Annotated in this window: 8 protein-coding genes and 1 pseudogene; 2 read left to right on the plus strand and 7 right to left on the minus strand. The window is 37.8% G+C overall.

What is annotated here, in order from left to right; all coding sequences use genetic code 11:
- Nucleotides 1-251: 251 nt before the first annotated feature.
- Nucleotides 252-1,385: a zinc-dependent alcohol dehydrogenase gene (locus tag AB1280_RS12320; protein WP_429755969.1), complete on the minus strand. Its 1,134-nt coding sequence runs from the start codon at nucleotides 1,383-1,385 to the stop codon at nucleotides 252-254.
- 260 nt (nucleotides 1,386-1,645) lie between these two features.
- Between AB1280_RS12320 and AB1280_RS12325 the strand changes: the two genes are divergently transcribed.
- Both AB1280_RS12325 and AB1280_RS12330 read left to right on the plus strand, forming a co-directional pair.
- Nucleotides 1,646-1,858 carry a small, acid-soluble spore protein, alpha/beta type gene (locus AB1280_RS12325; RefSeq protein ID WP_429755970.1) on the plus strand — a complete coding sequence of 71 codons (213 nt, stop codon included), beginning with the start codon at nucleotides 1,646-1,648 and terminating at the stop codon, nucleotides 1,856-1,858.
- A 329-nt stretch (nucleotides 1,859-2,187) separates the two neighbouring features.
- Nucleotides 2,188-2,703, plus strand: a complete 516-nt coding sequence (locus AB1280_RS12330) for a DUF3231 family protein (protein WP_429755971.1) — start codon at nucleotides 2,188-2,190, stop codon at nucleotides 2,701-2,703.
- Between the two features lie 243 nt (nucleotides 2,704-2,946).
- Here AB1280_RS12330 and AB1280_RS12335 read toward each other — a convergent pair whose 3' ends face one another.
- The 6 genes and pseudogenes from AB1280_RS12335 to AB1280_RS12360 all read right to left on the minus strand — a co-directional run bounded on the left by AB1280_RS12335 (nucleotide 2,947) and on the right by AB1280_RS12360 (nucleotide 12,794).
- Nucleotides 2,947-3,804, minus strand: a complete 858-nt coding sequence (locus tag AB1280_RS12335; RefSeq protein WP_429755972.1) for an MBL fold metallo-hydrolase — start codon at nucleotides 3,802-3,804, stop codon at nucleotides 2,947-2,949.
- A gap of 559 nt (nucleotides 3,805-4,363) precedes the next feature.
- Nucleotides 4,364-6,631, minus strand: a pseudogene (locus AB1280_RS12340) (DUF6359 domain-containing protein); the annotation flags it as partial.
- Between the two features lie 308 nt (nucleotides 6,632-6,939).
- Entirely contained in the window at nucleotides 6,940-8,364 is a 1,425-nt protein-coding gene (gene hemY, locus AB1280_RS12345; RefSeq protein ID WP_429755973.1) for a protoporphyrinogen oxidase, read from the minus strand.
- Between the two features lie 22 nt (nucleotides 8,365-8,386).
- Entirely contained in the window at nucleotides 8,387-9,322 is a 936-nt protein-coding gene (gene hemH / locus AB1280_RS12350) for a ferrochelatase (RefSeq protein ID WP_272187149.1), read from the minus strand.
- A 13-nt stretch (nucleotides 9,323-9,335) separates the two neighbouring features.
- Nucleotides 9,336-10,382 carry a uroporphyrinogen decarboxylase gene (gene hemE / locus AB1280_RS12355; RefSeq protein WP_272187148.1) on the minus strand — a complete coding sequence of 349 codons (1,047 nt, stop codon included), beginning with the start codon at nucleotides 10,380-10,382 and terminating at the stop codon, nucleotides 9,336-9,338.
- 294 nt (nucleotides 10,383-10,676) lie between these two features.
- The gene (locus tag AB1280_RS12360; RefSeq protein WP_429755974.1) at nucleotides 10,677-12,794 is read right to left on the minus strand and encodes a transglycosylase domain-containing protein; all 2,118 of its coding nucleotides are present in this window, start codon (nucleotides 12,792-12,794) and stop codon (nucleotides 10,677-10,679) included.
- Nucleotides 12,795-12,943 lie beyond the last annotated feature (149 nt).

Here is a 12,943-nt window from a genome sequence, read left to right on the forward strand (position 1 = left end):
TTACTGTGGTCTATTAGTAATTAGCATAAATGTTATAGCAGATACATTTTATTCTTGCACTTAAAACAAATTGTGTACAGCGATTAACAGCAATATACACCCACTTAATGCGGTACTAAATCGTCCTATTGTCCACGATCCAATTCTATGGAAGATAATATAACGAGAGAGGAATGTACAGCTCTTTACGTAAATGGATTTTGAACTCAGAAATTTTATCCTTAAACAATCTAACAAGGAAAACTACAGTTTTAAGGTTTCAGAACGACCTTTATACAATTATCCTCACGATTATTAAAAATTTGATAACCATAACTTGCTTCTTCAAGGGGCATTTTATGTGTAATGATCTCTGTTGGATCGAACTCATTTTTTGTTATTTTTTCAAATAGTTCAGGCATCAAATGAATCACTGGTGCTTGTCCCATTTTAAGGTTGATATTTCTAGTCCAAAACGCTCCTAATGGAAATGCATTATAGTTACCACCATAAACACCTGTGATTTGAACAGTTCCATATTTTCGGACAGCTTTTGTAGAGATTTGAATAGGACCGAGAGTTCCCCCTTGTAATTTTAATTTTTGCTCAAGATACTCCAAAGGTGATTTTTTTCCATCCATACCTACACAATCGATGACTACATCCGCGCCACCATGTGTAATCTCCTTTAAATGCTCTCCCATATCGGGGTATTTTGTAAACTCAAATACCTCAACATTGTTAATCTTTTTTGCATAGTTGATCCGATAATCTAAGTAATCAACCGCAATTACACGTTTTGCACCTTTCATCCACGCAAATTTTTGCGTCATCAATCCAACAGGTCCACAACCAAGCACAATAACAGTATCACCTGATTTTACACCTGCATTTATTACACTCCAATAAGCTGTCGGTAAAACATCAGATAGAAAAAGTAGTGACTCATCTTCAAGTTCGCATGACTCCGGTATAACAAAGGGAGTAAAGTTACCAAAAGGAACTTTTAAATATTCAGCTTGACCACCTGGATAGTTACCGAATTTCTCTGTATAACCAAAGTATCCACCAGAATCATAATGAGGATTTGAGTTGTCACATTGACTCTCCATTTCATGTTGGCAATAAAAACAATGGCCGCAAGCAACATTAAAGGGAATGATAACACGATCCCCCTTTTTTACTTTAGTAACATCAGGGCCTACTTCTTCAACAATTCCCATTGGTTCATGACCAATAATGTATCCTGGACGTAAAGGCATATTCCCTTGATATAGATGTAAATCTGATCCGCAAATAGCAGTTGAAGTAATCTTTACAAGAATATCATCTTTTTTTTCTATTCGCGCATCATCGACTTGTTTAACCTGTACAACTTTAGGTCCTTGATAGGTTACAGCTTTCATTATTACATCCCACCTTTTTAAGATTTTCTCACAGCATCCTTTATATTTATCTTGTTGTACTGCTACACTTATTTTTTAAATTATTCAAGAGAAATAAAAAGAGGAGTAGAAGGAATACCTCCTCTTCTTACGTTTTCTACTCATATTTTGAAGAAAAAGATTAATATTTATGCACCATTTAGCAAGATTAACTTACCATAAAAAGGAATATTTATTTTTCCATGATTCGTAGCATATTAAAAACGTAGGAGGTGATACATATGGCAAACAAGAATAGCGAAAGTCGTAATGAATTATTGGTTCGAGGTGCTGAACAAGCTCTTGATCAAATGAAGTATGAGATTGCACAAGAGTTTGGTGTACAACTTGGTGCAGATACAACAGCTCGTGCAAACGGTTCTGTTGGTGGTGAAATCACAAAACGTTTAGTCGCATTAGCTGAACAACAACTTAGCAGTAGAGTTACTCGCTAATTCCCCCACTAAAAATAAACATTGATGTTAACTATTGGATGGATAGCAGGTTACAGCAGTTAACATATATATCCTTGGTCTATGATGAGTTTATAAAATAAACACTCATAATGAATGCATTTGTACTTAAAGGTTATTGATCGTCTCAAATCATAATCTTTGCGTATTTTATTTGTAAAATTCCTTCTTTAATAACAAATATATTTTATGGGGAAGTGTTTCCCATGAACAATAAAAAATTCTTTGTCAGAACAAACATACTTAAAAATTTATTTTCAATATTAAAACGTATACTTATTATGATATTTTCGAAAGGAAGGCTTCTTAAAATGGGTGTATTAAGTGGAAATCCTCAAAACGAGCCGTTACATTACGGAGAAGTATTTGATATTTGGAGCTACCTTCTTGCAGCACAAGGTGCATTGGCTGGGCATCAAGTATTTATGAATCATACGGGTGATGAAGATTTAAAGAAGTTTTTAGAAAACTTAGTTGAGAATGATATAAATTCTGAAATAGAAGAGCTAAAAGCTCTTTTAAAAACAAACGGAGTAGCTTTACCACCAGCACCTCCAGAAAGACCTGTTGCCTCTATTGAAGACATTCCTCCTGGTGCACGTATTAACGATGCTGAAATTGCAGCAACTGTTTCTGCAGGGTTGGCTGCAGGACTAGTGACTTGCAGCCAAGTGATGGGAAAATGTCTTCGAGAAGATATAGGAATGCTTTTTGGACAGTTTCACATGAAAAAGGCACAAGCTGGGGCTACTTTATTACGTTTAAGTAAGAAGAAAGGGTGGGTAGTTCCTCCGCCATTACATGTTAAAAATTCTGAACAAGCTTAAAAATAAAACTAAAAAAGTGGCACAGTCCACTTTTTTTAGTTTTATTTATCGGTTATATCTTTTAAGGATGGTCTACATACTCATCTGAAATTTCCATGACATACGTTAGTGTTAGTCGTTTTTCGCGAGTCATTATTTTCATGTATATATGAAAGAATATTTCTGTTATATCAATAAGAAGAGATACCCAAAACACAGACGCTCTAATACCACGAGTTATGTCTATATCAGCAAGAAGATTTATTAAATGTATTTTCCGTAGTCGGGAATAGCTACCTTATCAAAATTTCTTGCAAGATTTCGCAAACCAACTGTAAGTTCTTCTCCAAACATAGGTAAACCATGTCCTGTTACTACACCTTTAGGATTTAATTTCTCAAGCATTCTTACTGACTCCCATGCTCTTTGCCAATCAGTAGTAAAATATCTTGGTGGTCCATTCATTTCTTTTTGTTGAATTAGTACCTTATATAATGAATCTTGTTTTACCGTAACAAAAGCATCTCCAGCGATTAAGAAATGGTCTTTACTCCGAAACAGAGAAATATGTCCTGGAGTATGCCCTGGAGTATGTATCCACTGCCATTCAGGCATATTAGGAATACTACCATCTGAAGGTAACTCCTGTACATAATCCCCTAAATTAATTCCTTCATTTGGAAACCAAGGAGAGATTTTTGCTACCAATCCCCCCTCAACAGATCCATCTGGGTCTGGGTAGTCTTGTTCACCATTTAAATAAGGTATCTCGAGCTTATGTGCATAAACTGGAATATCCCATCTCTTAACTAATTCAATTACAGAACCCACATGGTCAAAATGCCCATGTGTCAATATGATTGCTTTTGGCTTATTGTGCTTTCCAAACTTTTCGTCTGTAAATTTTAAAATAAGATCTTCTGATTTTGGCATTCCCGAATCAATTAGTACCCATTCATTTGGATTTGTAGAACTTCTAATAAAACATACATTTACAATTTGTACACATAAACAATAGACATCAGATACTACTTCAATACTATCCCCACTGTTAAGAGAAGTTAATGGTAAAATTGTTTTACCCCAATTATTTTCCAAGTCATGATTCAAGTTGTTATCCATAAGAGCAAACTCCTTTTACATTTTGCTTCTTATTATGTAGAGTTACAGAAAAAATATTACCTCCTAGAACTAACCGTATAAAAAAATTGTGCGTTTAGACATCATTCAACTAAATCTCGATACGTTAGAGTATTCTTTTTTATACTGAAAATTGTTGTAGACTTAACTATCCATTGCAATCAAAAACAGCTCGTGGCTGGTTTTGATTGCGTGTATTTTCATACTTCTTGATTATTTTATAAAAAGTATTTCTCTTCTGTTCTAGCAGCTCCATAAAGTGAAAGTTTATCTCTCACCTAACTTCTTCAGGAAAGCGGAAGCGGTTCTTTTCTTCACAATGGTATTCGGTTTGAGGGGTTTGTAAAGAGATTTGACCAGTAATTAAGAAAAAGAAATAGAAGCATATAAAAATTCAATGGCATAAAAAATATGGTTTCGGTGCAAGACCGAAACCATATTTTAAGTTCTAAAGTCGTTTATTAAACTGGTCATTTCATAGGGATACAGTGGATTTTCCACTTAACAAACCATACAATCCCACTGAGCGCAGTTTTTCTTATTACGAAGCCTTCTTCAAATCAATTTGCGCAAGCACTGGATCATGGTCACTCATGCGGCCATTTTCGTCCATAATATTCGAGTTTAAATGAACTGGATCAACAATTGTGTGCGGTGCGATGTTATTCGTTACGAAAATATGATCTAATGCTTGTGCATTTCCATCATGAATATATGTGTATCGATTTTCTTGTGGAACTGTTTCAAGCATTTCTTTCATAATGTCGCCTTTTAATGCTTGCATTGGTTTTGAGAATTCAAAGTCGTTCATGTCGCCAAGGGCAACAACTGGTGCGTTTGCATGTCGTCCTTGAATACCTTTTACGAAACCATTTACTTCCTCAGCAAGCTGCACACGTTTTGCTTCACTTTTTAATACAAGCGGCTGGATTTTTCCAAATGGCGATGCATCTCCTAATTTAGAGTTTAAATGGTTAGCAATCACAACGATATTTTGCCCTTGGAACGTAAACTCAGCAGCTAACGGTTTACGCGTGTCATCAAATAATGTATTGTTTTCTCCAATTCGCACAACGTTTTTCTCAAGTAAAACTGGTTTTTGCGCTAATTTCACGCGAGATGGATTATAGAAGAAACCAACGCGAATATTCGCTCCTGGTGCACCGCCATCTTTATTATTTTCCGGTGCAATTTCTACATACTCATACTTTGGTCCGCGAATTTCTTGAATTGCATCAATTAAACGCTGTGCACTAAGTTTCGCGTCTGTTGTACCATCATTAACTGTTCCATTGTTATCTTGCATTTCTTGAACACCAATAATATCTGGCATTTTTAAATTGTATTTAATAGCGTAAGCAAGACGTCTTACTTTCTCATCGGACGTTTCTTTTTTATTTGCTGAGAAGTTCTCAATGTTATATGTTGCAACTGTTAGTTTATCAAGGCGCGGTTGAATGTTTGCACCAAGTTGTTTAAATCCACCATCTTGCAGTGTTGGAAGCTCTCCAATTGGTGAAATGCGGTAGTTTCCATAATCATAACCAACTGTACCGGTTACATCTCCAAGAAGTTGATCCCCTGCTTTTGCGACATAATTACGCGCTACTTTAATAGAAAGGCGCTCTGGATTTGCATTGTCAGCTTTCAGCAATGGTGTTCCGAATTTTGTCGTTACTTTTTGGCTGCCATTTGCAGTTGTTACATATAAGTTCCCATTCTTTTGCGGTCCAACGACTTTTGGCTGCGGAACTGTTACAAGCATACCCTCTAAACTTTCATAAAAGTCAATCGCGTCTTCTGCTGGATCGAAAATGCCAAATCCATCATTATCAATAGTTGCATCTGGTATTTTTACACCGTTTTCTCCCAATACAACTGCTTTAGGTAATGATTGATTACTCTCTTTTACGATAACACTCTTTGCTTTAATTTCTGTAATTGATAAGTCTGTATCAAAACGGTCTGCGTATCCTGCTCCGATAAATTCCTCTACTTGTCCGTCAACAGAAACGGAGTCGCCGACTTTCACGCCGCTGTCTTTTTTATAAACATAAATTCCTTCTGATGTAGCTGGATCTTCATCAGACTGCGGATCTTGCATATAAAATCCAGATTTATCTACTTGTGTCACAATACCAGTAACAGCTTTCACGTCTTTCCCCTTGTAAGGAGAAATATGAGATTTCCCTTGAATATCGTGAATACGAATTGGTTCATTTTTCATCATTGTAAACGAGAATGTCGTAATAGCGGAATTTTCCAATCCCTCTTTCACGGCAATCGCTTTAATCACACTATTTTCATTCAGTATAATTTGTTCATTATAACGAATACTTTGAGTCGTTGGATTTGATCCGTCTAACGTGTAATAGATCGTAGCACCTTCTGTTTTAGTAGATAATGTTACCGCTGTCCCTTTTTCTACTTCGCCACCATTCGGACTAGCAATGACATCGCTTACTTTTTGCGCTTCTTTATCTTGAAACACATAATTTGTAACAGACTTTAACCCTGGGCTGCTAAAATAACTATCTAACGTACCTGTTAGACGCACTTTTTTCCCCATATTTTCTGGATGATCTTTTACATTTACTGCTTTGCGAACTTCACCTATTGGAAGCTGTACAGGCATAATTTTATCAGCGTTCACTTCATCTGGAGAAGCGGCAATTGCAACGTTTGTATCTCCAAATTTTGTTGGGTCTTTCGTATATTTACCTGCATTTTGTGTATATCCAACAATATAACCCTCTACAACTGCTGGTTTCTTACCTTGCTGCTGAAACAACTGAATTGCTTCATCAACAGTTAACACCTGTTCTTGTTCAGCCTTCACTACAACATCCGATACTAGTACAGCGAATACAAGTGAAAAAAAGATAATTGCTAGCTTTTTCAAAGAAAATCCTCCCCCTAATTTTTTTCCTATTGCCTAGCATGTCTATCATAGCAGAGTTCTTTATAAAGAACATTATATTTATATAAATTTACAAAAAATTTAATTTCCTACACGTTGCGCATTTTGTAAGGTCTTTATATTTTATTAAAATATCGATATAAAAAGGCTGAACAGAAAAGAACACCTACGTGCCTTTTCGGTCAGCCTCTCTCTTATTACGCCATTAATTCTTTTTGATTCGTTTGTTCTAAATAAGACAATACGTACTTTACAGCTGCTTCACCTTGATCAATACAATCTGGTAATCCAGCGCCGGCATAAGAGCTTCCTGCTAAGTATATGCCAGGTAATTCATCGTTCATGAACTGTTTTAACGTTTTCATGCGCTCTTTATGACCAACTGTATATTGCGGCATCGCTTCTTTCCAGCGACTAACAACTGTAAATTCCGGTTCAGCTGATATATCCATTGTCTTTTGAAGATCTTCTAACACAACGCGAATCATGTCTTCATCTGTTTGTTCCACGATTGCTTCATCACCGGGACGCCCCACATAACAGCGCAGGAGTACTTTTCCTTCTGGCGTTGTATGCGGCCACTTTTTATGTGTCCACGTACATGCTGTAATCGTAAAATCACTATTACGCGACACAACAAATCCCGTTCCTTCAATGTCACGCTGAATCGCTTCTTTTGGGAATGCTAATGCGACATTTGCCACTGATGTAGATGGAATGCTACGGAAGAAATGGAACTGTTTATATTGAGAGAACATCGATGGCAGCCATTTATGAGACGCGGCCATTACAATTGCATCTGCTTCTACTTCTTTTCCATTGCTAAGCGTAATGATATAGCGTTCATCGACCTTTGTAATCTTTTCAACACGCGTTCCTTTCATCACTGTTCCATCTTCTAGTCGTTCTTCGATCCTATCAACAATCGATTGTAAACCCGTTTTTAACGTTAAGAAAATTCCTTTTGTTTTTGCCTTTGCATCCTTTGGCTGTTTTGGCGCTAATGTCCGCATCCCAAGCGAAATACTGCGATACTTTTGTTCGACTTGATAGAACTGCGGGAACGTAGCCATTAAACTCATTTGATCAATATCACCCGCATAAATACCCGATAGCAATGGCTCAATTAAATTTTCAACCACTTCATTTCCTAAGCGGCGTCGAAAAAATTGACCGAGCGATTGATCTGATACCGGTTTCGAACGAGGCAGCACAAAATCAAATCCTGCACGGATCTTTCCGATTGGAGAAAACAAACCGGAAAATACAAATGGTGTAATTTGTGTTGGAATTCCCATCATTGAACCGCTTGGGATGCTGTGCAAATGATTATTCACAAGTACAAACGATTTCCCTGTCGCATTGTTAACAAGTTGATCACCAAGTTGTAATTCACGTGCTAACCTTGCCGCACTTTCTTTTCGTTCGAGGAATGAATCCGGGCCACGTTCAATTGTAAATCCATCTTTTCTAACAGTTTTAATTTTTCCTCCAAGCCTTCCTGATGCTTCAATAAGCATCGTATCAATCGACAAATTTTGTTCCCGAATTTCTTTTTGCAAGTAATATGCTGTTGTTAAGCCGGAAATCCCGCCGCCTATAATAACTACCTTCTTTTTCACGACTGCTTCCTTCTCTCTATCTTTATGAAACTGCACTCCACTTTTTCATGACAACATCTGCTAAACAAGAAATAAATGGAGCCTTTGCATTTGGCATTTCTGGACGATAATAGTTTGCCTCTATTTCTTCTGTGACAATTTTGCATTCAATGTCATTGTCATATAATACTTCTAAATGATCAGCAACAAAGCCAACCGGTGCATATACAAAGGATGTATATCCATATTTTTCATGCAATTCACGTGTTAAATCTTGTACATCTGGCCCAATCCATGGATCTGGTGTATTTCCAGCACTTTGCCAGCCTACTGCATAGTTTTCCACCCCAACTCCGCGGGCAATATAATCAGCTGTTTCACTTAATTGCTCTGGATACGGATCGCCCATTGCGATGATTTTCTCTGGTAAACTATGTGCAGATACGATAAGTACCGCTTTTTCACGCTCTTCAGCTGTCATCGTTTCATATATTGATTTCACTTCGTTCACCCAATAATCAATAAACTTCGGTTCTTTATACCAGCTGTCAATACCATGAATTTGTAAGCCACCAATTTTCTCTGCTTCTTCTTGTGCTCGTCCGATATAAGACTTCACGCTGAAAGTAGAGTAATGCGGTGCAAGAACGATTGCAATTGCATCTTCAATTCCATCTTCATGCATCTTCTTTACCGCATCTTCAATAAATGGCTCAATATGTTTTAAGCCGAGATACATTTTAAACTCTACGTCATCTTGCATTTCATTTAAATGCGTTTCTAATTTTGTTGCTTGTTCCAATGTAATTTTCGCAAGAGGGGAGATTCCACCAATTGCACGGTAACGTTCTGTTAAGTCTTCTAACATTTCCGCACTTGGCTTTCGTCCATGGCGAATATGTGTATAATAGCTTTCAATATCTTCTTCTTTATACGGCGTTCCATATGCCATCACAAGTAAACCGATTTTCTTTTTCATGCGGTCCCCTCCTTTACTTCGCCAATTGTTCTCTTGAATAGTCGTGTATGAATGCAGTCATTTGTTTTAACGTTTCTGGATTCACCTCTGGGAACACGCCATGTCCTAAGTTAAATACGTAACCTGGTTGTTTCATCCCTTGATCTAAAATCGCTTTTACATGCGTTTCGATTACATCCCACGGTGCAAGTAAAATAGACGGGTCTAAGTTTCCTTGGACAGCCTTTTGAATGCCGCGTGCACGTGCCTCTTCAATCGGCAAACGCCAATCTAAACCGACAACATCAAGCGGCAAATCATGCCATTCATTTGCTAAATGACTCGCTCCAACGCCATGCATAATCATCGGTACATTCATCGGACGAAGCTCTGTGAAAATACGCTCCATTGCTGGTTTAATAAATAAACGGTAATCTGCCACGCTTACTGTACCAACCCAAGAATCGAAAATTTGAATTGCTTTTGCGCCAGCATTAATTTGCGCTTTTAAATACGTAATAGTCATATCTGCAAGTTTATCCATTAGCGCAAACCATGCTTTTGGTTCCGCATACATAAATGCTTTCGTTTTATGATAATTACGCGATGGACCGCCTTCAATCATATAGCTCGCTAACGTAAACGGCGCTCCTGCAAATCCGATTAACGGAACATCAAGCATTTCCGTTGTTAATAAGCGAATCGTATCAAGTACATATGGAACGTCTTCTTCTGGGTGAATTTCCCCTAATTTTTCGACATCTTGCAACGAACGAATCGGATTATCAATTACAGGACCGATTCCAGATTTAATCTCTACATCTACACCAATCGCTGGAAGCGGTGACATAATATCTTTATATAAAATAGCAGCATCCACATTATATTGATCAACAGGCAGCTTCGTTACATAAGCACAAAGTTCTGGCTGATGTGTAATTTCAAACAAAGAATACTTCTCTTTAATCTTTCTGTATTCTGGTTGGGAACGACCTGCTTGGCGCATATACCATGCTGGTACATAATCTGTGCGTTCTCCTCTACATGCTTGTAAAAATGTTTCATTGATTTGTCGTACCAAATCCTTGTCCCCCTTTTTCTAATACAGCTTACGAATCCTATCCTTTTATTCCGTATGAACGGGCAATAAAATCCTCACCGTAAAAATGGGATAACTGCCCGTAAAAGCCCGATTGGTGAAAGCTTCCAGCAGTAAGAATTCCCCTACTGCCCGAGGTTACACTTTATCTTTTTTTACTATACAATTAGTAAAAACAAAATGTACATCATTATGTTCGATGTTCATGAAATTGACACAAACTTATGGTAATACTCTGCTTTTTTTGGAACATTCTCATTATAGCACAAGCTGAAATTACGGTTTAACCTGTTTTGTTTTTTCTCCTTCTCGATTTGTTTGCGGGTTAAACGGTACAACGTAAAAACGCGGCGCTTTAAAAACATTCATAAACTTTACTTCATACTCTCCTTTTCCAGTCACTGTATCGACGCAGGTTGCTTTCCCTTTGTCTATTTTATAAATTCGATATTGCACTCTCTTATCGGGAAGTTGATTCCATGTTAATTTTGTTGTAAACAAACCAAGCGGAGTAAAGGTTAACTTCGCTTCTAAGCCATCCACTTTACTTAAACGGATCGGCTCTCCAATGGTTTCAACGCCGCGCGGCTGCGCGAATGTATGATTCGCTTTCACATGTGCTTTTGCTAAAATGGTTTTAAATAATTTTGTTGGATAAGAACTGCTTCCACGCACATAATGTTTGTCATCCGTGTGGTCGTAACCCATCCAAACTGCTCCGACGATATTCGGTGTGTACCCAACAAACCAAATATCTCTTGCCCCGTCTTCTTGATTTGGCAGCGACGTCGTTCCTGTTTTCCCGGCAAGCGCACCTTTATATACACCCTCTTGCGCCGTTCCTTCTTTGACAACACCTTCAAGCATTCTTGTCATATACCAAGCGGTTTGCTTCGAAAACACTTTAATTTCTTTACTGGCCGCTTGTCCAATTACTTCTCCGTGCCGATTTAGCACTTTCTCAATTACATGCGGTTCAATGATTTTTCCATCCGCTACAAACGCACGATACATTTTCACAAGTTCGAACGGCGAAACTCCTTCTTGTAAACCGCCAAGTGCCGTACTAAGACCATGTTCAGGAATGTGAATATTTCCTTTTTCTAAATATTGCTTCCCTTCTTCTATCCCAATTTCATGCAGCAGGGATACAGCTGGAACATTAGCCGATTGTAACAGGGCGTCATACATTGTTACTTCTTTCGTATATTGATCATTGTAATTGCGCGGTTCATACCCATCAAACGAACCTCGTTCATTTGTTAATAAAGAATAAGGTGTATATTTTTTCGTTTCAAGTGCTGGTGCATACACAAGAAGCGGCTTTAATACAGAGCCCGGCTGCCGCTTAGCGTAAACTCGATTTAATCCACGCGCAATATAATGTCTTCCTCCAACTGCTGCTCTTATTCCGCCCGTTTTACTATCCATGAAAAGAACGGCACCTTGCATATTGTCGTCTTGCATCGGAAAATTACGGACATTTTGCAGTTGTTCATACGCTGTCTTTTGCATCTTATCATCCATCGCCACAACAAACGTATATCCGCCGCGCAGCACTTCTTGGTGGGATAATCCATACGTACGCGCCGCCTCATCAATTACCATATCGATATACGGCATATAAGCAAGCTCCTGTTCATTTTGATTCATATAAAGAGCAATTGTTTTTCCTTGATAGCCCACCGTCTCTTCTGCCGATAAATATCCTTGCTTATGCATTAACGATAAAATTAAATCGCGGCGCTCCTTACTTTTTTCAGGATGCAAAAATGGTGAGTAGTTGCTTGGCGCTTTCGGAAGAGCTGCCAACATCGCCCCTTCCTCAGGCGTTAACTGCCGCACTGCTTTATTAAAATAAAATTTCGCAGCTGCTTGAATGCCATAGGCTCCGTGTCCAAAATAAATATGATTTAAATACATTTCCAAAAGCTGCTGCTTCGCATACTTCTGTTCCAAGTGAAACGAAATCGCAACTTCCTTCATTTTACGAAACAACGTTTTTTCATTCGATAAAAAGACATTTTTCACAAGCTGTTGTGTAATTGTACTCCCGCCTTCTACTTTCTCTCCAGCAAGAGCATCTTTATAAAGCGCTCTTGCAATAGAAGGAAAATCAATACCATGATGTTCATAAAAGCGTGAATCTTCAACAGCTAAAAAAGCTTGTTGTACATATGAAGGAATATCTTCAATATGTACCAATTCCCGGTTTTCCAAATAAAGCTTTGTAATTTCTTTACCGCGCTGATCCACAATTTTTGATGAAGAATGGAATACAAGTCTCTTTTCATCCATCATATAACTGCCAGTAAATACAATTAATTTATAGAAAACAATCGCAAAGATAAAAATGGAAACAAAGCTAATGAGTACCCTCTTTGCATTCTTCATACCTCATCCTTCCTTCCAAATGATGGTACGTTTATTATTTGAAAAAACATATCCTTTATGTATAAACTTCGAATTTCTTCACAACTCTTGCTATAATGAAGAAAAGCGGAAGCGGCTCATTCAGAACAGAAGGGCGTTGGAGCTCCTGA

This window comes from Bacillus sp. S10(2024) (assembly GCF_050473865.1).
In the GTDB taxonomy this organism is placed as follows: Bacteria; Bacillota; Bacilli; order Bacillales; family Bacillaceae_G; genus Bacillus_A.